The following is a 20,803-nucleotide window of genomic DNA, read 5'->3' on the forward strand; positions in this document are numbered from 1 at the left end:
TATGGCTGTTGCGATTGATCCGCCACTGGCAAAATCGCTGGGTTTACATTTGGCTATCGTTGTTGCGCTGGTGTTTAGTGCCGATTTCTCCAGTAAGCCGGAGATGGTATCGGTTACGCTGGAATCAGAGGGCGAAGCACCGGTTCAGGCAGTGGCTATTGATCAGCAACAGCTGAACGCCCGTGTGCAGCAAATGCAAAAAGAACGGGCTGATGCTAAAGCTGCAGAAGAAAAGCGCATCCGCGATTTAGAGCGCCGTGCACAGCAGGCCGAGAATAACCGCGCAGCAGAAGAAGCACGGTTAAAGCGGGTGGCAGAAGAGAAGCGTAAAGCTGATGCAGAGGCTAAGCAGGCCAAAGCAGCCGCAGCTGAGGCGAAAAAGCTTCAGGAGCAGGAAAATGCTAAAGCGCGCGAAGCTGAGCAAGCAAGAATAGTAAAAGAGCAGGAACGCAAAAAAGCAGAAGATGCCGCCAAAGCGGCAGAGCAAAAGCGTAAAGCCGAACAGGAAGCGGCTGAAAAAGCTGCCGCAGAACGAGCGCGTCAGGCTGCTGAGGCTAAACAAAAAGCCGAGCAGGAGCGAGCCATGCAAGAGCAAATGGCCAAAGAGGCGCAGGCACGCTCAGCGGCCAGAGCGCGGCAAGCTGCGACGGAAGTACAGCGCTATACGGCGTTAATCAGAGATGCCATTCAACGCAATTTGTTGGTGGATGAAGGTATGCGTGGCAAGTCTTGCCGCATTAATGTGCGGCTGGCCAGTAGCGGCTTTGTTACCAGCGTTAGTGTAATTAACGGTGATAAAGCCGTATGTGATGCCACAGTACGAGCGGTGAACCGCGCCGGAACTCTGCCGGTGTCGCAAGATCCGGATGTGTATAACCAATTGAAAGATATTAACTTAACGGTGAGTCCAGAACTTTAATTATGTATAAATTTATTCGAAATGCTGTGTTGGTTACCGTAATGATGCTAAGTGCGCAGGCAAAAGCATCATTGGAAATTGTCATTACTGAAGGTATTGACTCGGCCAGGCCGATTGCCATCCTGCCGTTTACGTTTAAAGGCGCCACTTTACCTAACCAACGCCTGGACGAAATTATTGCTGCCGATTTAATGCGCAGTGGTAAATTCAGCCCGCTGGCCAGCATTAAGATGCCACAGCGGCCACAAAGTGCAGCACAAATTGATTACGCTGCCTGGTCACGCGAGGGTGTAGAGGCTATTGTTATCGGCCAGATCACCGAAGTAGGTATTGATCGCTACACGGTAAGCTTCGAGTTAATTGATGTATTAAAAGGCGGTAATGCTGCTGATCGCCAGTCATTGAATGCCGGCCGGCTGACCGGTAGCACCGAACATATACTGGATAGTCGTGAAACCACCATTAACGGCAGCCAATTCCGCCAGTACGCGCATCGCATCAGCGATATAGTGTACGAAAAGCTAACCGGTGAGCGCGGCGCCTTTTTAACCAAAATTGCATATGTGTTGGTGAATCGCCAGGCAGAGTTCCCGTTTCAACTGGTGGTAGCCGATTATGACGGCGCCAATGAACAGGTATTGCTGCGCTCGAAAGAGCCGTTGATGTCGCCAAACTGGTCGCCGGACGGCACTAAACTGGCTTATGTCACTTTTGAAAAGCGCCAATCGCAAATTTATATTCAGGATATCTACACCGGTCGTCGCACTATGTTAAGTAGTACCCCGGGTATTAACGGTGCGCCGGTATGGTCGCCGGATGGTAAACGTATGGCCATGGTGTTATCTAAAGACGGCAATACTGAAATTTATACTATGGATATTGCAACTAAAGCTTTAACAAGGGTTACCAACCACAGAGCGATAGATACAGAGCCTTCGTGGTCTCCTGACGGCAAAGAGCTGTTATTTAGTTCGGAACGCGGTGGCAATCCACAACTTTATAGCGTAAATTTGTTAACGGGTACGACCAGACGTTTAACCTTTGAAGGTGAAATGAATTTGGCAGGTTCCTACACTCCGGACGGCAGTTCGGTGGTCATGGTAAACCGGACCCGCGGCCAGTACCACATTGCAAAAATGGATCGTCAGACCCGCTTTTTGCAAGTACTGACCAAAACCAATTTGGATGAGTCACCCAGTGTGGCGCCAAACGGTTCGATGATCATATACAGCACCCTGCATGGTTCTGCACAGGTGTTAGCACTGGTTTCTATGGATGGTCGTTTTAAAGCACGGCTGCCGGCGGTGGAAGGACAAGTAAAGTCGCCGGCCTGGTCGCCTTTTTTATAAAAAGCAAAAGAGTTATTACATTTAAATACTAAGGACAACATCATGAAATTAAATAAAGTGTTAAAAGGTTTACTGATCGCATTACCAGTGCTGACCATGGCTGCTTGTAGCTCAACGTCTTCTACCGGCCAGTCTGCTGCAGACACCAGCCAAACAACTCAACCGGTAGAAACTGTACAAGTTGAAACTGTTGAGCAAGTTGTTAGCCCTGCAGAACAAATGCGTCAGAAACTGGATGCACTGCGTCAGGAAAACACCATTTACTTCGATTTCGACAAAGCGACAGTTCGCCCTGAGTTTGTAGAAACACTGCAAGCCCACGGTGCATTTTTAACTGCTAACCCAAGCGTTCGCGTTACCGTTGAAGGCCACTCAGATGAGCGCGGCACACCGGAATACAACATTGCGCTGGGTGAGCGTCGTGCTCAGGCCGTAGTACAGTATTTACAAAACCTGGGTGTGTCTGCCGGTCAAATTTCTACCGTAAGTTACGGTGAAGAAAAGCCGGTTGATATGTCACGCTCTGAAGCAGGCTTTGCTAAAAACCGTCGTGCGGTGTTAGTCTACTAATCCTGACTCATTACTATATAGATACGCATGACAGTTAAATACACTTTGTTAGCGGCCTTAGCACTGGTTAACACCGGTGTTATGGCTAACCCGGCACCGGTGACCGATATTAATCGTAGCCGGCCGGTTAATGCTGTAGTACAAGGCCAGCCAACCGGCTCAATAGAGCAACGTTTGGCGGCGCTGGAACGTATTGTTGAAGCCCGCTCAGAAGCACAGCTTCGGATGGCTCAGCAGTTACAGATGTTGTTGGACGAAGTCAGCGAGTTGCGTGGGGTTACTGAAACCCACACGTACCAACTGGATGAAATTCTGCAACGTCAGCGTGACTTGTATCAGGAAATTGACCGTCGGGTAAGTGCAATACAAGCTGCACCGGCTACTGTGCCTGTTGTACAACCAGACAGCGGCTCAACGGTGACGTATTCTTCTGATTTATCAGAAAACGATGCGTACGACAAAGCGGTCAATATGGTGTTGAAAGATCGGCGCTATGATGCAGCAATACCGGAGTTCGAGAATTTTATCCGCAGTTACCCAAGCTCGGGCTATACGCCTAATGCCCATTACTGGCTGGGGCAGTTGTTGTTTAACAACAACGAGCTGGCCAAAGCTAAGACGCATTTCGAGCGGGTAGTGAATAATTTTCCTCAGTCCAATAAAGTTGCCGACGCCTTGCTGAAATTAGGCCAGGTTGCCGAGCGCGAGAACAACAAAGACGCAGCACTGCGGTTTTATCGTCAGTTAGTTGATAAGCATTCTACTGCGACCTCAGCTAAGTTGGCGCAAGACAGAATTAACGCGCTGAAATAATCCTACCCGGCTATTGCCGGGTTTTTTTATCCCTGTTCAGGCTGAATAACGCTGGCATTTTGAGCAGTCAGACCACATGCGGCCGTTTTTTACCACTTTTTGGTTGCACAAAAGCCGTAAATCAGTAAGATATGCGTCCGCGGTTAGGGTCGTTAGCTCAGTTGGTAGAGCAGTTGACTTTTAATCATTTGGTCGCTGGTTCGAAACCAGCACGACCCACCAATTCATACTTAACCCCTGCATGGGACGTTAGCTCAGTTGGTAGAGCCGTTGACTTTTAATCAATTGGTCGCTGGTTCGAATCCAGCACGACCCACCAAACCGCGCTAAACATTGATATCGAAATGGGTCGTTAGCTCAGTTGGTAGAGCAGTTGACTTTTAATCCATTGGTCGCTGGTTCGAATCCAGCACGACCCACCACTTCGATAACCCTGATTGGGTCGTTAGCTCGGTGGTTAGAGCAGTGGAATTTTAATCAATTGGTCGCAGGTTCGTATCCAGCACGACCCACCACTTCGATAACCCTGATTGGGTCGTTAGCTCGGTGGTTAGAGCAGTGGAATTTTAATCAATTGGTCGCAGGTTCGTATCCAGCACGACCCACCACTTCGATAACCCTGTTTGGGTCGGTAGCTCAGTTGGTAGAGCCGTTGACTTTTAATCAATTGGTCGCTGGTTCGAATCCAGCACGACCCACCACTTCGATAACCCTGTTTGGGTCGTTAGCTCAGTTGGTAGAGCAGTTGACTTTTAATCAATTGGTCGCTGGTTCGAATCCAGCACGACCCACCACTTCGCTAACCCTGTTTGGGTCGTTAGCTCAGTTGGTAGAGCTGTTGACTTTTAATCAATTGGTCGCTGGTTCGAATCCAGCACGACCCACCACTTCGCTAACCCTGTTTGGGTCGTTAGCTCAGTTGGTAGAGCTGTTGACTTTTAATCAATTGGTCGCTGGTTCGAATCCAGCACGACCCACCACTTCGCTAACCCTGTTTGGGTCGTTAGCTCAGTTGGTAGAGCTGTTGACTTTTAATCAATTGGTCGCTGGTTCGAATCCAGCACGACCCACCACTTCGCTAACCCTGTTTGGGTCGTTAGCTCAGTTGGTAGAGCTGTTGACTTTTAATCAATTGGTCGCTGGTTCGAATCCAGCACGACCCACCAATTCTTTCTTTACCCCTGCATGGGTCGTTAGCTCAGTTGGTAGAGCAGTTGACTTTTAATCAATTGGTCGCTGGTTCGAATCCAGCACGACCCACCATGCCGCCATACTGTATTTTCATCACCGTCAGCGCTATAATAACCGCCCTTTAATGCCAGCAGGTAAGCCCTATGGAACAGACGTTGTATTTCACAGAGCAAGACTTTGCCTTTCCGAAAAAACCATTGCCGTTAAGCAGTGACGAAAAGCAAGCCTACAAANTGCCGCCATACTGTATTTTCATCACCGTCAGCGCTATAATAACCGCCCTTTAATGCCAGCAGGTAAGCCCTATGGAACAGACGTTGTATTTCACAGAGCAAGACTTTGCCTTTCCGAAAAAACCATTGCCGTTAAGCAGTGACGAAAAGCAAGCCTACAAACACCGTATCAAAACGCTGTTACAGCAAAAAGACGCTGTGCTGGTGGCGCATTACTATACTGATCCTGAAATACAAGCGCTGGCCGAAGAAACCGGCGGCTGCGTATCAGACTCATTGGAAATGGCCCGTTTTGGTAATGAGCATCCGGCAAAAACGTTGATCGTTGCCGGGGTAAAGTTTATGGGCGAAACCGCCAAAATTCTTACGCCAAACAAAACCGTATTAATGCCTACGCTGGAAGCGACCTGCTCATTAGATTTAGGCTGCCCGGCCGAGCCGTTCTCAGCCTTTTGTGATGCGCACCCTGATAGGGTTGTGGTGGTATATGCCAATACCTCTGCTGCGGTAAAAGCCCGCGCCGACTGGGTGGTTACCTCATCTATCGCGCTGGATGTAGTAGATTACCTGGACAGCCAGGGTAAAAAAATTCTCTGGGGCCCGGATAAGCACCTGGGTGCTTGGGTACAAAAGCAAACCGGTGCCGACATGCTGCTGTGGAATGCCGCCTGTATCGTGCATGACGAGTTTAAAGCCAATGCTTTGGTTGAGCTGAAAAAACAGTATCCGGACGCCGCCGTGCTGGTGCATCCTGAATCACCGGACAGTGTAGTACAGTTAGCCGACGCAGTAGGCTCTACCAGTCAACTGATTAAAGCCAGCCAAACGCTGCCTAATAACACCTTTATTGTGGCAACTGACAAGGGCATTTTTTATAAGATGCAGCAGCAGATGCCGGATAAGACCTTTATTGAAGCTCCAACCGGCGGTAACGGCGCAACATGCCGCAGCTGCGCCCATTGCCCCTGGATGGCAATGAACGGCTTAAAAGCGATTGAGGCGGCGCTGACAGACACTAACGGCCATGAGATCTTCGTCGATGCCGCCCAGCGTGAAAAAGCCTTAGTACCACTTAACCGCATGCTGAACTTTGCAAAAGAGCTGAAAATGCAGGTAAAAGGCAACGCTTAATGTGCTTTTCGCCTGATATGTATAAAAATCAGGCGGAAGCAAAGCGCAATCACATATAACAGTTGCAGCACGGCAGGAATTTCCCTAGTATAGCCGCGCTTGCAACGCAAGTTCCGGAGAGATGGCTGAGTGGCTGAAGGCGCACGCCTGGAAAGTGTGTTTAGGTTAACCCCTAACGAGGGTTCGAATCCCTCTCTCTCCGCCAGATTAAAATAAAAAACCCGAGCCAAAAGCTCGGGTTTTTTATTTTAACGCGGTGAGCGAGGTCTTGGTTCGAACCCTGAGTTCGACCAACTTGTCAGGAACAAGTTGGAACGCACTTTAGTGCGGCCCCGAAGGGGTGGAGGGCAGGAAGCCCGGAATAATCCCTCTCTCGGCTAAAAGCGTGGGCCTTTGTCATTTATGCGTCGAGACAGAGGATTTGATGAGAACCCTTCGGTTCGACAAAACGGCAGGATAGCCGTTTTGCATGGCTTTGCCACCCGCAGGGCCAGCGCCATGGATGGCGCGAGTGAATCCCTCTCCCGGCAATAAAGTGAGCTTTTTTAATTGCCCGATACCTGCAGTTTTATAGCGGCTCTAAGTTACAGAAAGATAATTACGTGACATTTTTGCGTGTATCAGGTTATCTTCGTGTTTGCCTGTTTGTAATTTGCGTGATTAACGCAATTGTTATCATAAAGGGAACGCAAGATGAGATTGATGGTATGTAGCTTTTTAGTTTTGCTCGGCGGTTGTGCCTCACAGCAGCAAGTTACCGGCTTTGAACAAGATATGATGAGTGAGATTGATTGCCCTGGCGGTGTCGAGCATAGTTATGACACAACAATTTTCAGTTCGGATGAGCCACAGAATGTTGGCAAGACCAAGGTGAATACAAAGTGCCGGCAAATTGATATGCGATCTGATTTGGAAAAGCAGCAAGGCAAAAGATGAGATTTGAATAGCCGTGTGCTGCTCGGATATTGCTGATAACAAAGGCCCACGCCAAAAGCGTGGGCCTTTGTCGTTACTCTGACCAATACCAACTGGTGACGTTATAGCGATACTGCTGTGTATGTTCAGTTGTTACGGCTTTTACCCAATGTTCAGAGCCGGGGGACGAGGGATCAAACAGTACGCAGCGGTTATACAATGGCGCGATGCTAACAGCGTTGTTTGCTGTACCGGTAAATACTAATTCGCCACCGTAGTTGGCTTGCCAGTCTTTATTTAAATACAACAGCATACATACCTCTCTTCCCGGCGAGTCATCCGCATGTTGATTCACAAAGTCAGCAGCACCGAGGCGAAAATAATTGCTGTTAATATCGGGGTTGGCCACGTTGATATCGGTTAACGACACTTTAAAGATACGCGATAACAGAGACATAAATTCTTCGCCGCGCAAAAATGCCAAAAACTCCGCCGCAATATTGCCGCCAGCGCCCGACGCAGGGCGTTGCCACACATCGCGCTGCACGAAGCGCTGCTTTTTCCGGGTTTTTTGCCACTTAATGTCGTCGACATACAAAGCTGAGTAGGTATGCTGCTGGGTTTGCCAGCCCTTGTCTTGCTGCAAAATATCACAGACAGCATCAAGTTTGGTGTGAGCAAATAAATTATCAATAACGACATGACTAGGGCCGCAGCGCAATAACGCCTTTCGATAGGTGCGTATCGCAGAGTCGGTGATCTGCTCGTTGTTCAGCCACATTAAAACGACTCACTTATAAGGTTAGCTGGCGAATTAAAGTTCTGATTATACGTTATTTTACAAAGGATTTATGCCTGTGCATTGTGGTAGATACTCGTCCGCTGCAGCTGATTTTCTGCCGGTGTACACCGCAAAATCTTTTTAACTGATTGCGCTGATAAATAGCGCAAGGTTCAGCTACTGCTCAGTTTGCCTGTCTTATGCTTAGCCTGTATTCGCGGTTTTCGTACTGTAAGTGAGTGCTGACCCGCTGCCGTTTTTAATGCAGGAGTTCGTTATGAGTGCCGTTAAACAAAGCCATATACAACAGCAACGTTTTTTCTTTCAACAGCAAAAAACCGTTGATTTAACCCAGCAAGAGCGTCAGGCACTGAGCCTGGTGTGGACTGACAACAGCGACGCTACGCAGAATAAGGCCAGCCGTCGTGACAGCGATACTTCATACTGTGCGGTACTGGGTTATAACTAAGTTTATTGCGTAAACAGCTGTGGTTGAATAAAGGGGATCATCGCCAGAATAATGGCTTGCTGGTATACGCCGGAGCGTGTCAGCAGATGGTTAGTCAGCATGGCGATCGCGCCACCTTGTTGTTTCACATTATGTTGCGCGAACATGCGATCTATTACGTCGCCCAGTTCTTCGCCCTGCTGTATTGCCATGAGTGCAGCAGGCGGCAGCGGTAAACTGGCAGAGCGGGTTTTACTAAGCCTGCCCTGATGCGATATGGCAATCCAAGCGAAGCTGCAGTCGCCGTCCAGGCCGGCTTCCAGCGCAACATAATAATCTGCACCCGGCGCGGCAGCTGCAACTGCCTGCAGCCGGTTCAGTGCCCCCTGTAAGGTTTCTTCACTGCTCATTGGCTGGGCAGACACGCCGGACTCTGTACTTTGACCACTGCACTGCAGTGTTTGGCCGGTAAATATTTGTGCTAAGGCGTCTTGTACGGCGCGTATCTTGGCCGGATTAGCGGAAGCGACCACTACTTTCATCTGTATTCTCTTTATTCATTTGTACCTGCCCAGCATAACCCGAATTAGCCGGTGACTGAAGCCGGAGCTTGCCCATAAGCGCTTAGCTGATTAGAATCTGCGCCACTATACTGTGGTTCTGTACTGCTTTGGTTTTACAATGCTTTGGTTTTGTAAGGTTTTGGTTTATCAGAGCTCAGGGTTTATCAAATTGAGGCAGGCATGAATAAAAATGTTGTAACAAATGGGATTGCCGCGTTAGTTACGCTGGCAGGTTGGTATTTACAGCAACCATTGCTGTTAAGTGTAGGGTTATTCGCCTTGTCCGGTGCATTAACCAACTGGTTGGCCGTGCATATGTTGTTTGAAAAAGTGCCGCTGTTATATGGTTCGGGTGTTATACCGGCGCGGTTTGAAGAGTTTAAAAGCGGCATTTACCAGTTAGTTATGACACAGTTTTTCAGCAGCGATAATATTGATCGTTTTTTGGCTGACAAACAGCAACAGCACAGCCACACCTTTGACTTTACGCCGGTAATTGAGCAAAGCGATCTGTCGCCGGCGTTTGACTCGTTGTTAAAGGTGGTAGAGCAATCTTCGTTTGGCACTATGCTGGGTATGTTTGGCGGCAGTGCGGCGCTGTTGCCGTTAAAAGAACCGTTTATCAGTAAGTTAAAGAGTGCTCTGACAGAGATATCGCAAACAGATGAATTTAATCAGCTGGTGTTGGCGCAGCTGGATAAACCTGAACAGCTGGAGGGGATCCGCAGCCAGGTCGACGTTATAGTGCAGCAGCGCTTAACTGAGCTGACACCCGCACTGGTAAAAGACATTATTCAGCAGATGATCCGCCGGCATTTAGGCTGGCTGGTAGTGTGGGGCGGCGTATTTGGCGGCCTTATTGGCTTGCTGGCGGCGTTTGTTCAGTAAGTTGATTATGTGAAAAGCGCGGCTTGAGCCGCGCTTTACTGTTATTTCTGCGGAATAGTGTTTAGCCGGCTGACTGCCGTGCGGCGTATTGTTCCACTTCACGCCATACACGCAAAAAGTTACCCGACAGAATTTTTTCGATATCGGCTTCGCTGTAGCCGCGCTGCAGCAAACCGTCGATTAAATTCGGGTAGCTGGCAACGTCTTTTAAGCCTACCGGTAGTGAGTCACCCACGCCGTCGTAGTCTGATCCGATACCCACGTAATTAATACCTACCAGTTTTACCACGTGGTCAATATGATCCAGCACGGTGTCTAATGTCGCAAAGGGATAAGGGTTTTTCTTGCGAAACTCCAGTTCAAACGCGGCATCATCTGCTACGCCGGCTTGCTTTGCTGCTGCTTTACGCAGTGCGCCATATTGGTTGGCCATTTGTGTAACAAAAGAGGAACCAAAATTAATCTGTACCACGCCGCCGTTTTTCGCCAGCGCTTTAATCATGTCATCATCCATATTGCGCTCAAAGCCCGGGGTATAACTGCGCAGTGATGAATGCGAGGCGATAACCGGTACCTTACTCAGCGCTACCGTTTGATAAAAGGCATCATCTGATACATGTGAGATATCAATCATCATGCCGATATTGTTCATCGCCACCACCAGCTCTTTGCCAAACGGGCTTAAGCCATTCCAGCGCCGGCGTAAATCGTAGCTGGAGTCAGCGATATGGTTGCTCTCAGAGTGTGACAACGTAATGTAACGGATGCCGCGTTGATAAAAATGCTGCAGGTTTTCCAGCTTACCGGCTATCGGTGTGCCGTTTTCCATCCCCAGTGCCAGCGAGACTTTAGCGCTGCCAAATTGGTCCAGCACATCTTGTGTACTGTAAGCCATTGCGAATTTATCCGGTGCACGTCCTACCAGTGCTTCCATGTTATCAATCAGTTGGTTTGCCAACTGATAACCACCGCCACTGCGCTCATACGACGCCGGAATGTAAATAGACATAAAGGGGGCATTTAAGCCGCCGGCTTGGGCGCGCGGATAATCAAACTCGCCGCGCTTTGTTGCCACGGTAACGTCTTCCCAGTCTTTGTGCAGCCGGTAAGGCACATCGATATGGGTGTCGATAACAATGTGTTGCTGTGCCAGTTGTTGCGCCCGCTGAGCCGTGGTTAATTGTGTATTGGTGCTGCTGCAGGCGTTTAAGGTGGCAGCGCAAAGCAGGGTAAGTGAAAGAGTTGTTAGTTTATACATGTTAGCTTCTCTTATAAGGCCAGGGCGTTATATAACCAGCTTCAGCTATTAACAGCAAGGGCTGTCAGACCAGTTCGTTAATATATGCGGCTGCTAAACGCAGCGACTACACTTAGTCCGGCAGGTTTACCCTAGGGGTAATAGCCTGCCGGGTGGCCGGGCTGTAACGCTGAGCAAACGGCACCGGCTTAAGCGTGTTACTTAGAGATAAAGGAGTAATCGCATGGGCTATAAATACTATGAAGGCAACTGGGGCGAAATGCGCGCCAGAGCAAAATTACAGTGGGACAAAGTTAGCTATGATGAGTTGGAGCAAACCAAAGGTAACTTTGACGAGCTGGCTGATATTATTCAGGAACGTTATGGCCTGGACAGAGAGGATGCTATGGCGCAGGTAGAGGACTTTTTCAGCCGCTACTGAGTGTTGTCATCACTATGTTTAACGTGTTTTTTGGCCGGCCCGGCAGTGGTTTACTGCCTGACCGGCTATTTTACGCTAAACTGCCTGCCTGTTTTTTGCTGAGTTGTTATTATGCGTACTATTAGTTTAGGCCTGTGCTTGTTTTTAACCTTTACCGCCGGCGCTGCCGTCGACCTTGAACAAACCATGAAGAACATGGGCTTTCAGTTTAAGCAAGCAATCGAAATCACCGACAGCAATAAGCTACTACCGGTGTTGGATGAACTGATCATGCTAACGGGGCAGGCGAAGCAGGCACAGTTTGCTGATGATAAGGCGGAGCAGTTTCGTCAGGGCCTGGCGCAGGTGCAAACAGAATTACAGTCAGCAAAGGCTGCGGCGCAGCGCGATGATATGGCCGCGGCACAACAACATTTACGCCGGGTAGAGGCATTGCGTAAGGAATATCACAAACAGCGAAAAGTCAGTATCTGGCAGTTATTGTTTGGCTAAGTGGCAATAAAAAAGCCATCCGGGCGGATGGCTTTGCAGGTATTATAATTGGTTAGCCGGCCAGGCCAACATAGACGTTTTGTACGTCGTCATCCGCATCAATAGCATCTAAAAAGGCTTCTACTTCAGTACGCTGGGCATCATCCAGCGTTACAGGGTTGTTGGCGCGATAAACCAGCTTAGCGGTTAATACTTTATAACCAAACTCCGGCAACGCTTTGGCGACTAAATCTAAGTCGGTAGCTTCAGTTAAAAACACCACTTCGTTATCATCACCGGCTTCAAAATCCTGCGCGCCGGCTTCAATTGCCGCCAGTTCCATATCGGCATCTGCCGTTTCAGGTTCAGCTTCAATTTGACCTAAGTGTTTAAAGTCCCAGGATACTGCGCCTGAAGTGGCCAGTTGGCCTTTACGGAACAGCTGACGGATGCTCATGGCACTGCGGTTCTTGTTGTCGGTTAAACATTCTACTATTACCGGCACCTGATGCGGCGCAAAGCCTTCATAAACTACTGTTTCGTAGTTTGCCGGGCCATCTAAAAGACCGGCACCTTTCTTGATTGCGCGTTCCAGCGTGTCTTTAGGCATAGATGCTTTTTTCGCCGCTTCAATGGCAGAACGCAATTTAGCGTTCATATCCGGATCGGCACCATTGCGGGCGGCGACGGCAATTTCTTTTGCCAGTTTGGTAAAAATACGGCCTTTAGCGTTGGCCGCATCCATTTTATGTTTGGCTTTCCATTGTGCGCCCATTATTGCGCTCCTGTATTTTTAGCTATCAAAACGAACAGGGCGCTAGTCTAGCCAATAGCAGGCTTTTAACGCAACAAAAGCCGGCATAAATCTGGCGCTGAATCAAAGATAAGTTGGCAGCCTGAGTAAGGCTGCACTACGCTTTGACCTGTTAACGAAGGAGAGCCTTATGTTTAATCCTAATCCGGTGGGCTGGTTTGAAATAGCGGTAACCGATATGCAGCGTGCCAGGCATTTTTACCATCATGTGTTTGCTGTCGAGTTTGACATGTTAGAAATGGGCACCGACACCATGGCAATGTTTCCGTTTGATCACAGTACGCCGGGCAGCAGCGGGGCTTTAGTGCAGGGGCCGGACTATGAGCCTTGTGATAAAGGCACTATGGTATATTTTGAATGTGCCGATGTAGCAACGCTGTTGGCAAAAGTGGAGCATGGCGGTGGTAAACTGTTGCTGGGTAAAACCAGTATTGGTGAGCATGGTTTTATCGGCGTGTTTCTGGACAGTGAGGGCAATAAAGTTGGAATGCACTCGCAGCAGTAAACGCTTAGTTTTCTAATGCCAGCGCTGCAATATATTGGCGTAATTCAGGGTACAACCATAAGAAGCTTTGCTCCAGTGCGGCATAATTCGGCTTAATTTCCTCTATCATGCCACCAAACTGATTAGCAAAACGGATCCGCTGTGCAATGCGGTCCAGCGCTGTACCTAATTGTGCCAACTGTTGATAATTGCTAAACCAATCATGTGTTCGCACACTGCGTATTGTCGCAGCCATGTGAGCCGGCATCAGATGTTCAGCCTCTGCCAGTTGCCGGTATAGCTGCTGTTTATAGTCGGCAAAAGGTTGCGGATAAAACTGCTGCCAATGAATAATTAAAAAGTGATCAAACAATACATCCAACGCTATACCGGCAAAACGGCGACGCTGGTCGGAAAATAGCTGCTTAGCGCTGCGCACTGCAGGGTGTTGATCAGTAAAACGGTCTACGGCGCGATGATTATACAATCCGGCGACAATACGCGGATGCAGTTGTGTTGTGTTAACACCTTTACAAAAGTCACCGAGTAGGTTGCCCGTTAACGAATAATGATTAGGTTGCGCCAAAACTGCATGGGCTAAATAATTCACCATTCCTCCTGCAACACCCGGCCATATTATTTGCTTATATTAATAAGCTTTTTTGCTATCAGTTTGAAAATATCAGTTTTTTGTCAAATTTGTAGCGCTATATCCACTGGTACTAACGGCATTTTAGCACTAGTATCGTTAAAGCTTTGTTACTTTGGTTGGAGAGGATACTATGGCAATCAGCAATATCAATAATAATACTGCTCAGCTTTATACTCAGGAAAAACCCGCAGCGGCAACATTAAAACAGCAAAACAATCAGAATGCGGCGACAGCGGCAACATCGCCACCTTCGGCAACTGATTCAGTACAGATCAGTGAGCGTGCGCAAGCGTTATTACAGCAAGAAAGAGCAAGTAACACGCAAGGTAACGGAGCAGGTATAGAACCACCAGGTAATGCAGCGATAGAGACGCAGGGTAATGGAGCAGGCATTGAGCCACCAAGTCAGGTCTAGTTGAGAGGCGCTCATGAATTGGTCAGAAATTGATGCTGTATTGTTCTCATTAGATAAAATAATATTTATCGCGTACTTTGTTTTGCTGATTTTGGTAATGTTATTTCAGCGCAAAGTGTCATCTTTTGTGATCACTCTGGTAGTTCTTAGTGTTGCCAATGGTGCTATGACCTCTTTATCTCCTATGTTGTATCAATTTTCCAGTCAGCCTGGGATGGCTTACAAATTTACCTGGTATGCAAGTTTTGCGCTGATCGATATGTTAGCGGTGTTTTTGTTGTACAAATTTCATTACTTACTTAAACAGAGTGTAAGCTTTGTTGCTAATCTGACAGGTATGTTTTTCGTCATGCTTGCTACATTGCAAACCTTCAGATTTATTGATCGCTTTATATTTGATGCTGAAGTCTTTCAACAAATATACCGGTATGGCATTCCCTCACTGAATATTGTCCAGGTGTCTGTTGTTGTGATCAGCTTGATATACGAGTTTAAGTTGAGTCAGCGCTATTTGAAAGCGGGTTCTATGGTATGAATATTATTTTTGTGCTGGCTATAGTGTTAATTAATACTCTCGCTTTTATGGCCTATAGAAAACTTAGTATTTTACGCTCTATCAGCCAAATACAAGCTGAAGTGGAACTGGAGATGCAGGATCGTGCACATCAGCTATTAGTGCGCCGTGACCAACTGGAGGTTGGTCTGGTAAAAGACGCTGCTGAGCAGGCCGATGAGCAATGGAAAGGCGACCTGGCAGAATATATGGAAGAGTTTGAGCAAGAAGCCTTGTTAAGGGCTAAGCGGCGTTTAACAAAGGTTTAATACTGCAGTTTAAACAACAGCTCTGCCAAATCGGGTTGCCACAGTGCTGAGCTATCCACTCTGTTCTTCTTCAGCACCACACCTTCTGCCAACAATAACTGCCGCTGCTGCAATGCCGTAGCGCAGCTTGGCGCAAATGCCAGGCTGCGGTCGCTACGCAGCACTCTGTACCATGGCACGGCCAGCTCTGCAGGGGCGTATCCCAGCGCTTTGCCTACCAATCTTGCTCTGCCCGGCAAGCCGGCTAAATCGGCAATTTGGCCGTAGCTGGCTACTTTTCCATTGGGGATCAGTAGCACAGTTTGCCAAATACGTTGGTAGTTATCTTTTGCCACTGCTTGCTCCGTGCTACATGGTTAGCTTGCGCCAGCTTAAATAGCGTGGCGGGCAACAACCGTTTTACCAATTGGCGCCAAGCTTAACAGCGCCAGTTTAAGATGTTGTATACCAAACGGAATACCGATAATACTGATAAAACACACTATTGCATGACCCAGATGCCCCAGCGCCAGCCATATGCCAAACAGTAAGAACCAGATAATATTACCAAGGGTACCTAAAGTGCCGGTACCGACATCATCATAACGGTTAATGTAACGCCGGTTTACCGCATCCTGACCAAAGGGCCAAAATGCCATTTCACCAATAACGAAGCAACTGCGGCCAAACGGAATACCAATAATGCTGATAAAGCATAACAGACCAACCAACCACCACATTAAGCCCATCACAAAGCCACCCAGTACAAACCACAGTATATTAAATAATAATCTGAACACACTCATTTTTTATCCTCGTTCATCAATGATATCTGCTACTAAGCAGATATCACGCCAAAAATATAATGATTAAAATCAATGTATTAAGAATTTGGCATATTCCACTAATGGTAAAAAAGCTAATTTGTGGCATAAATGACTAACTAACACAGGAGTTTAGCCTTGCAGTTACAGCATATTAAGGCGGTGGTATTTGATATGGACGGCACGTTGGTTGATTCAGCACTGGATTTTGCAGCGATTTGTCGCGATATAGGCTGGCCAGCGGGTACGCCGTTATTGGAGCAACTGGCGTTGTTGGATGACCCGCAGCAGTTTAGCAGAGCCGACAATATTATCCGCCAACATGAGTTAAACGGCGCTGCTAAAGCAACCTGGATGCCGGGGGCTGAGCAATGTTTGCATGCCCTGCGCGCCAACAAGATGCCGCTGGCATTGTTAACCCGCAATATGCGCGCAGCGACCAGCCTGACAATTCAGCGATTAAATATGCCGATAGAACATGTGCTGACCAGAGAAGACTGTGCTGCCAAGCCTGACCCGGCCGGATTGTTGTTACTGGCCGATACCTTACAGTTGCCGGCAGAGCAAATGATCTATGTCGGAGACTATATCTATGATATTGAAACGGCGGCCAATGCCGGTATGGTGTCTTGCTTATATCTGAATGAGCACAACCGGCATTTCGCGCCGCAGGCAGATTGGGTATTCAGCCATTTTGATCAGTTGACGCAAGCCTTGCAGCAGTAAAAGAGTTATTAAACTGATTAGGTATTCAGCAAGCTTGGCTCTATATTAATACAACGCAAGATTAGGCAGTACCCCGGAGGTTGTTGGTGTTAAAGCGGTTGCAAGACGATTTTTATCTGGCGATGCTCACTCTGGTAGGGGCAATAATAGTGCTCTGTATTACACCCTACGGCATATACCGGCTGTATCACGGCAATTATATTGTCGGTATTGCCGATCTGCTTATGGTGCTATGCGCCATTATTGCTACCCGGATGGCGTGGCGCACCGGTGACACCGTAAAACCCGGCTTGTTTATGGCGTTGGTGTTTTGTTTTGGTGTTGTTTTAGTGTGCATTAATTTGGGTGTGGACGGTCTGTTTTGGGTTTATCCGTTTTTGGTGTTTATTTTTTTTCTGGTGTCTCCGCTTAAAGCCTTTGTGTTACTGATCACAATGCTGAGCTGCTTGTTGTTGATTGCTAACCTGCGACCAGGCTTGGTATTTGCCAGTCAGTTTCAGATGGTGTCTTTTATTGTGACGACTACTGTCACCAGCATTTTTGCGTTTATTTTTGCCTATCGCGCACAAATACAGCGCCGCGAGCTTAAACGTCTGGCGACCACAGACAGCCTGACCGGTGCGGCTAACCGGCGTACGTTAAATGATCAGTTGGCTGTAGCGATTAATGAACATCAGCGTTTTGGCCGTCCTTACGGTCTAATGCTGCTTGATTTGGACCATTTTAAGCAAATTAACGATCACCATGGCCATAATGTGGGTGATCAGGTGTTGGCTGGGCTTATACCATTATTGCAATCAATGTTGCGCCAGAGTGATCAGGTATTTCGTTTTGGCGGCGAAGAGTTTGTCGTATTGTTGGCTGACATGAAGCCAGCCGATTTAACCAAGCTGGCGGAGAAAATCCGTAATGGTATTGCCAGTTATCTAATCACGCCGGACGGCTCGCATATGACCACCTCTATCGGGGTAGCCATGTTGCAGCCGGACGAGAATTGGGAAGCCTGGCTGCATCGGGCGGACATGGCGTTGTATCAGGCTAAGCATGAAGGCCGCAACAAAGTGGTTGCCGGTTAGCGGCAACCAACTGATGATTGCTCAATATAAGGCAATAATATCGGTGCCATGCTGTTTAACACCTGCAACGGCAGTGCAGAGGTAAAACTGAACTGTTCCGCTGTTTCATCTGCCACATAGGCTGTCAGCACGCCAAAATGTGCAGCGCCTAAATAAAACACATAGGTTGCCGTGCGGTTCAGCGCCTTAGAGCTGATTTGTTGACCTCGGGCATTGAGCTTCACCAAACGGTTGTCGCCGGTGCCGGTTTTACCACCTTGCGTCAGGTTGCTGTTAAAACCCTGCTGCAACCGGCGTGCTGTGCCGGCGTTTACCACTTGCTGTAACAGTTGTCGTACTGTTAATGCCACTTCTGCATCCATTAGCTGCACAGCCTGGGCTTCTGGCCGCGTAAAGCGGCTTTCATAGGGGGTATCAACAGCAAAATCTAAGCGTTCTACACGCATTGTGGGTAATTGCTTACCGTTATTAAGAATAATGCCAACCAGTTCAGCCAGGGCCGCCGGCCTGTCGCCTGAACTGCCCAGCGCCGTAGCCAGCGAAGGCACCAGATACTCAAACGGATAGCCAAGGCGCTGCCAGCGTTGATGTAAATCCCAGAAGGCTTCGATTTCCAGCATGCTGCGGATGCGGTTGTCGCGGGCGCTGCGAAAACGGGTTTTAAACAGCCATTGATAAATTTCCTGCCGTTGCTGTGCACTGGCGGCTACAGCGTCGGCCAGTGTGGCTTCAGGTTGCTGTTGTAAGTATGACAGCAGCCAGAGCTCGAGCGGGTGACTGCGGGACAAATAGGCAAGATCCGGTAAGCTAAACGCATCCGGTTGGTACTTCTGGTACAGGCTCTGCCAGTCGTTACTACTGTCAAACTGCTGCTGCATAAAGTCGCTGAATTGGGACAATGTGCTGTCCGGGCGAATGTAGAGGTATGCTGCAGCCAGGCGATCCGGCGTTTGTCTGCTGCTTTGGATAAAAATATCCAACTGCTGTTGTGCGGTTTTTGTCTGATATTTTTGCCAGAAACGACGTAAATAGGTGGTGCCTTCGCGGTCAGCAAAGCGACGTAAATATTGCTCCCGTTGCGGATTATCATCATCTTTCAGTAATTGATAACTGCTGTTTTCGCCGTGATAAATACTGTAGTTAACCATATCCTGCAACAGGCGTACAAACGGCAGGTTAATAGAAAGCTGCAGTGCTTCGGCTATAGTCGGATTGAGCTTGTCTTCGTCGTCATTAAAGTTACTGAAGGTATGTAAACCACCGCCGGTAAAAAAACTTTCTTTCGGGTTGGCGCTGTAACGTCGTTGCACAGCTGCCTGCAGCATAGAGATAAGGTCACTGCCAGGGTGTTCTGTCAGGTATTGCACGGCCCAGGCTGTCAGATGGTCTTGCGGTGCAATATCTAAAAATTGCAGTGTTTCGGCAGGCTCGGTGGCATACAGGCGGTGCAAGCCGGCAATAATTTCCAGATAACTTACCAGTACCCGTAATTTGGCGGTGGAGCCCAGTTCCAGTTTGCTGGCATCATTAAAGTCAAACGGTAAGTCGGAGTTGTCAGTTTGTAGCCGTACTTTATTGCCCTGCTCAGTACTTTGATACAGGGTAAAGCTGTAACGCAGCTGGTCTTGTTGGCCGGGTTTAAGCAAACGCTCAGCAAACAAGCCGGCAGCGGCGGCAGAGTCATATTCAGCAAGCTGGTGCAAGTGTTGGCTGACAGCGCGCTGTAACTTTGAATCAATAGTGGTCTGAGCGGTTAAATCCAGCCGGTCCAACTGGTATAAACTTTGCTGCAGTAAGGCTGCCAGCCGGCTGCGGGCCATGGTACTGGCTTTAAAATCATGATCGGTTGCACTGGCTATAACGGCTTGCGTCTGAAAGGTCAGCTGTTGTTGCAGTGCCAGAGTCGTCAATTCCTCAGCAATAATGCCTTGTTGCTGCATCAGAGCCAGATAAGATGAGGTTAACTGCTCCAGATCACGCCTTCCCTGCAGCAAATAATATGACGGCCGCCGCTGAGCGATAATCAGTGCTACTACCTGGCGCAGGGCTAATGCTTGCTGAATATTGTATGGCGCCCCTTGCCATAAAAGGCTGTTAACCAAGGCAGGGTCGGCACCAAACCAGGCTTTCAAACCATCCCCCAAGCCATGTACTTCGCCATGGCCGGGTGTTGCCGCCAGTGGCACCGAGTTCAGGTAATCCAGCACTATACGCTGCCTGCCGGCTAAGGTGTTTGTTGATTCAGCATAAGTGCGCACACTGGCGGATACCAGTTGATGGAACTTGTCTTTGCTATCGGAGGTGAAGCCATGCGGGCTATGGCGGTATTTTTCCAGTTGGGTTGCCAAAGTGCTGCCGCCGGCAGCGGCTGCCGGAATACCTGCTGCGCGCTGTAATTGTGACCATACTGCTGCCCCCAGCCGTGGCAGGTTCAGTACCGGGTTGGCGTTCGGGTGCGATGGTGTAAGCAGGCTGCGGTCTTCAACAAAAAGTAATGCGGCAACAATGGCTGGGGCTACCTGCTGCGTGGCAGCAAATTGATAGCCCGGAAAACGCGCCTGGTACAAGGTATCTTGCTGGCAGCCCAACACGGTTAAACCCGGTTGATTTTTTTCCTGGTAAGGCGGATAAAAGCCGTAACGGCTATAGCGCTGTAGTTCGCTGGAAAACTGGCTCTGTGCGCTTAGCACAAAGCCTTGTTGTTGCAGGCTGTTGCTCCAGTGCGGCAATGAACTGTAACCATAACGTTTGTCAAACGGGCCTTCGTCCGGAAAGGTGATCTCAGTCGCCGCCCCCGGCTTTACGGTATAGGTGAGTTTACCGGCATACCAATGCCAAAATGCTGACTGATAAAAGTGGTTACGGCTTTCCTGATATAGTGCCACCACCAGTAAAATAGCCAGCAATAACAATAACCAGCGCAGATAGCGCACCGGTGGTTGTGGCGGTGCAACATAGGGTGTTTCGCGCACATTATCAAACCGCATTCGTTGCAGTAGTGGGTCGGCGTTTAATGTCGGCTCAGTTCTGTGGGTGCTGCCGCGCTGTGCATTCATACAA

24 protein-coding genes and 13 tRNA genes are annotated in these 20,803 nt (G+C 48.7%); 29 read left to right on the forward strand and 8 right to left on the reverse strand.

The genetic code is table 11. The features are described 5' to 3' along the window. Position 1 precedes the first annotated feature (1 nt). The 19 genes from tolA to HRH59_RS09400 all read left to right on the forward strand — a co-directional run bounded on the left by tolA (position 2) and on the right by HRH59_RS09400 (position 7,142). Positions 2–919 carry a cell envelope integrity protein TolA gene (gene tolA / locus HRH59_RS09310; protein WP_173501002.1) on the forward strand — a complete coding sequence of 306 codons (918 nt, stop codon included), beginning with the start codon at positions 2–4 and terminating at the stop codon, positions 917–919. A gap of 2 nt (positions 920–921) precedes the next feature. Next, positions 922–2,268, forward strand: a complete 1,347-nt coding sequence (gene tolB / locus HRH59_RS09315) for a Tol-Pal system beta propeller repeat protein TolB (protein WP_173501003.1) — start codon at positions 922–924, stop codon at positions 2,266–2,268. A gap of 42 nt (positions 2,269–2,310) precedes the next feature. After that, positions 2,311–2,838: a peptidoglycan-associated lipoprotein Pal gene (gene pal / locus HRH59_RS09320; RefSeq protein ID WP_173501004.1), complete on the forward strand. Its 528-nt coding sequence runs from the start codon at positions 2,311–2,313 to the stop codon at positions 2,836–2,838. A gap of 27 nt (positions 2,839–2,865) precedes the next feature. After that, complete coding sequence (gene ybgF, locus HRH59_RS09325; RefSeq protein ID WP_173501005.1) at positions 2,866–3,651, forward strand: tol-pal system protein YbgF; 786 nt, start codon at positions 2,866–2,868, stop codon at positions 3,649–3,651. A 146-nt stretch (positions 3,652–3,797) separates the two neighbouring features. Then, positions 3,798–3,873: transfer RNA gene (locus HRH59_RS09330), tRNA-Lys, on the forward strand. 21 nt (positions 3,874–3,894) lie between these two features. Further along, positions 3,895–3,970: transfer RNA gene (locus tag HRH59_RS09335), tRNA-Lys, on the forward strand. Positions 3,971–3,997: 27 nt separating this feature from the next. Next, positions 3,998–4,073: transfer RNA gene (locus HRH59_RS09340), tRNA-Lys, on the forward strand. A 17-nt stretch (positions 4,074–4,090) separates the two neighbouring features. After that, positions 4,091–4,166 (forward strand) — tRNA-Lys (locus tag HRH59_RS09345). Between the two features lie 17 nt (positions 4,167–4,183). Next, positions 4,184–4,259, forward strand: a tRNA-Lys gene (locus HRH59_RS09350). Positions 4,260–4,276: 17 nt separating this feature from the next. Then, a tRNA-Lys gene (locus tag HRH59_RS09355) sits at positions 4,277–4,352 on the forward strand. 17 nt (positions 4,353–4,369) lie between these two features. Further along, positions 4,370–4,445, forward strand: a tRNA-Lys gene (locus HRH59_RS09360). Between the two features lie 17 nt (positions 4,446–4,462). Continuing rightward, positions 4,463–4,538: transfer RNA gene (locus tag HRH59_RS09365), tRNA-Lys, on the forward strand. A 17-nt stretch (positions 4,539–4,555) separates the two neighbouring features. After that, a tRNA-Lys gene (locus HRH59_RS09370) sits at positions 4,556–4,631 on the forward strand. 17 nt (positions 4,632–4,648) lie between these two features. Next, positions 4,649–4,724 (forward strand) — tRNA-Lys (locus tag HRH59_RS09375). A 17-nt stretch (positions 4,725–4,741) separates the two neighbouring features. Beyond that, positions 4,742–4,817: transfer RNA gene (locus HRH59_RS09380), tRNA-Lys, on the forward strand. Positions 4,818–4,838: 21 nt separating this feature from the next. Further along, positions 4,839–4,914, forward strand: a tRNA-Lys gene (locus HRH59_RS09385). Positions 4,915–5,147: 233 nt separating this feature from the next. After that, positions 5,148–6,206 (forward strand): quinolinate synthase NadA, encoded by a 1,059-nt coding sequence (gene nadA, locus HRH59_RS09390; protein WP_173501006.1) that lies wholly within the window; start codon positions 5,148–5,150, stop codon positions 6,204–6,206. Positions 6,207–6,321: 115 nt separating this feature from the next. Continuing rightward, positions 6,322–6,411 (forward strand) — tRNA-Ser (locus tag HRH59_RS09395). Between the two features lie 488 nt (positions 6,412–6,899). Beyond that, positions 6,900–7,142: a hypothetical protein gene (locus tag HRH59_RS09400; protein ID WP_173501007.1), complete on the forward strand. Its 243-nt coding sequence runs from the start codon at positions 6,900–6,902 to the stop codon at positions 7,140–7,142. A gap of 73 nt (positions 7,143–7,215) precedes the next feature. On the opposite strand, the gene HRH59_RS09405 is transcribed toward HRH59_RS09400, so the two are convergent. Continuing rightward, on the reverse strand, positions 7,216–7,902 hold the full coding sequence (locus HRH59_RS09405) for a 2OG-Fe(II) oxygenase (RefSeq protein ID WP_173501008.1): 687 nt from the start codon (positions 7,900–7,902) through the stop codon (positions 7,216–7,218). A gap of 277 nt (positions 7,903–8,179) precedes the next feature. Here HRH59_RS09405 and HRH59_RS09410 point away from each other — a divergent pair, with 277 nt between their 5' ends. Continuing rightward, positions 8,180–8,371, forward strand: coding sequence for a hypothetical protein (locus HRH59_RS09410; protein WP_173501009.1), 192 nt, complete (start codon positions 8,180–8,182; stop codon positions 8,369–8,371). A gap of 2 nt (positions 8,372–8,373) precedes the next feature. Here HRH59_RS09410 and yjjX read toward each other — a convergent pair whose 3' ends face one another. Continuing rightward, complete coding sequence (gene yjjX / locus HRH59_RS09415) at positions 8,374–8,892, reverse strand: inosine/xanthosine triphosphatase (RefSeq protein ID WP_173501010.1); 519 nt, start codon at positions 8,890–8,892, stop codon at positions 8,374–8,376. Positions 8,893–9,093: 201 nt separating this feature from the next. Here yjjX and HRH59_RS09420 point away from each other — a divergent pair, with 201 nt between their 5' ends. Beyond that, on the forward strand, positions 9,094–9,801 hold the full coding sequence (locus HRH59_RS09420) for a DUF445 family protein (RefSeq protein WP_173501011.1): 708 nt from the start codon (positions 9,094–9,096) through the stop codon (positions 9,799–9,801). 61 nt (positions 9,802–9,862) lie between these two features. Here the strand turns inward: HRH59_RS09420 and HRH59_RS09425 are convergent, their stop codons facing one another. Next, positions 9,863–11,059: a dipeptidase gene (locus HRH59_RS09425; RefSeq protein WP_173501012.1), complete on the reverse strand. Its 1,197-nt coding sequence runs from the start codon at positions 11,057–11,059 to the stop codon at positions 9,863–9,865. Positions 11,060–11,282: 223 nt separating this feature from the next. Here HRH59_RS09425 and HRH59_RS09430 point away from each other — a divergent pair, with 223 nt between their 5' ends. Continuing rightward, positions 11,283–11,480 (forward strand): CsbD family protein, encoded by a 198-nt coding sequence (locus HRH59_RS09430; RefSeq protein ID WP_173501013.1) that lies wholly within the window; start codon positions 11,283–11,285, stop codon positions 11,478–11,480. 111 nt (positions 11,481–11,591) lie between these two features. Beyond that, positions 11,592–11,972, forward strand: coding sequence for a cytochrome b562 (locus HRH59_RS09435; RefSeq protein ID WP_173501014.1), 381 nt, complete (start codon positions 11,592–11,594; stop codon positions 11,970–11,972). 52 nt (positions 11,973–12,024) lie between these two features. Here the strand turns inward: HRH59_RS09435 and HRH59_RS09440 are convergent, their stop codons facing one another. Then, positions 12,025–12,726: a YebC/PmpR family DNA-binding transcriptional regulator gene (locus tag HRH59_RS09440; RefSeq protein ID WP_173501015.1), complete on the reverse strand. Its 702-nt coding sequence runs from the start codon at positions 12,724–12,726 to the stop codon at positions 12,025–12,027. A 169-nt stretch (positions 12,727–12,895) separates the two neighbouring features. On the opposite strand from HRH59_RS09440, the gene HRH59_RS09445 reads away from it, so the two are divergent. Beyond that, positions 12,896–13,270: a VOC family protein gene (locus tag HRH59_RS09445; RefSeq protein WP_173501016.1), complete on the forward strand. Its 375-nt coding sequence runs from the start codon at positions 12,896–12,898 to the stop codon at positions 13,268–13,270. 4 nt (positions 13,271–13,274) lie between these two features. Here the strand turns inward: HRH59_RS09445 and HRH59_RS09450 are convergent, their stop codons facing one another. Then, positions 13,275–13,862 (reverse strand): acyl carrier protein phosphodiesterase, encoded by a 588-nt coding sequence (locus HRH59_RS09450; protein WP_178089526.1) that lies wholly within the window; start codon positions 13,860–13,862, stop codon positions 13,275–13,277. Between the two features lie 169 nt (positions 13,863–14,031). Here HRH59_RS09450 and HRH59_RS09455 point away from each other — a divergent pair, with 169 nt between their 5' ends. Genes HRH59_RS09455 through HRH59_RS09465 form a run of 3 tightly spaced genes read left to right on the forward strand, consistent with a single transcriptional unit; the run spans position 14,032 to position 15,138 of the window. Beyond that, positions 14,032–14,316, forward strand: coding sequence for a hypothetical protein (locus tag HRH59_RS09455; protein WP_173501017.1), 285 nt, complete (start codon positions 14,032–14,034; stop codon positions 14,314–14,316). A 13-nt stretch (positions 14,317–14,329) separates the two neighbouring features. After that, positions 14,330–14,851, forward strand: coding sequence for a hypothetical protein (locus tag HRH59_RS09460; RefSeq protein ID WP_173501018.1), 522 nt, complete (start codon positions 14,330–14,332; stop codon positions 14,849–14,851). Next, on the forward strand, positions 14,848–15,138 hold the full coding sequence (locus HRH59_RS09465) for a hypothetical protein (RefSeq protein WP_173501019.1): 291 nt from the start codon (positions 14,848–14,850) through the stop codon (positions 15,136–15,138). Before HRH59_RS09460 ends, HRH59_RS09465 begins: the two co-directional genes overlap by 4 nt. Here HRH59_RS09465 and HRH59_RS09470 read toward each other — a convergent pair. Both HRH59_RS09470 and HRH59_RS09475 read right to left on the reverse strand, forming a co-directional pair. Beyond that, positions 15,135–15,473 carry an MGMT family protein gene (locus HRH59_RS09470; protein ID WP_173501020.1) on the reverse strand — a complete coding sequence of 113 codons (339 nt, stop codon included), beginning with the start codon at positions 15,471–15,473 and terminating at the stop codon, positions 15,135–15,137. The two genes, HRH59_RS09465 and HRH59_RS09470, sit on opposite strands and share 4 nt — an antisense overlap. A 36-nt stretch (positions 15,474–15,509) precedes the next feature. Beyond that, positions 15,510–15,923: a YccF domain-containing protein gene (locus HRH59_RS09475; protein ID WP_173501021.1), complete on the reverse strand. Its 414-nt coding sequence runs from the start codon at positions 15,921–15,923 to the stop codon at positions 15,510–15,512. Between the two features lie 156 nt (positions 15,924–16,079). Here HRH59_RS09475 and HRH59_RS09480 point away from each other — a divergent pair, with 156 nt between their 5' ends. Beyond that, positions 16,080–16,667 (forward strand): HAD family hydrolase, encoded by a 588-nt coding sequence (locus HRH59_RS09480; RefSeq protein WP_173501022.1) that lies wholly within the window; start codon positions 16,080–16,082, stop codon positions 16,665–16,667. 86 nt (positions 16,668–16,753) lie between these two features. After that, complete coding sequence (locus HRH59_RS09485; RefSeq protein ID WP_173501023.1) at positions 16,754–17,743, forward strand: GGDEF domain-containing protein; 990 nt, start codon at positions 16,754–16,756, stop codon at positions 17,741–17,743. Here HRH59_RS09485 and HRH59_RS09490 read toward each other — a convergent pair. Beyond that, a complete protein-coding gene (locus HRH59_RS09490; RefSeq protein WP_173501024.1) occupies positions 17,740–20,799 on the reverse strand; it encodes a transglycosylase domain-containing protein in 3,060 nt (1,019 codons plus the stop codon). The two genes, HRH59_RS09485 and HRH59_RS09490, sit on opposite strands and share 4 nt — an antisense overlap. Positions 20,800–20,803 lie beyond the last annotated feature (4 nt).

This window comes from Rheinheimera lutimaris, assembly GCF_013283795.1.
In the GTDB taxonomy this organism is placed as follows: Bacteria; Pseudomonadota; Gammaproteobacteria; order Enterobacterales; family Alteromonadaceae; genus Alishewanella; species Alishewanella lutimaris.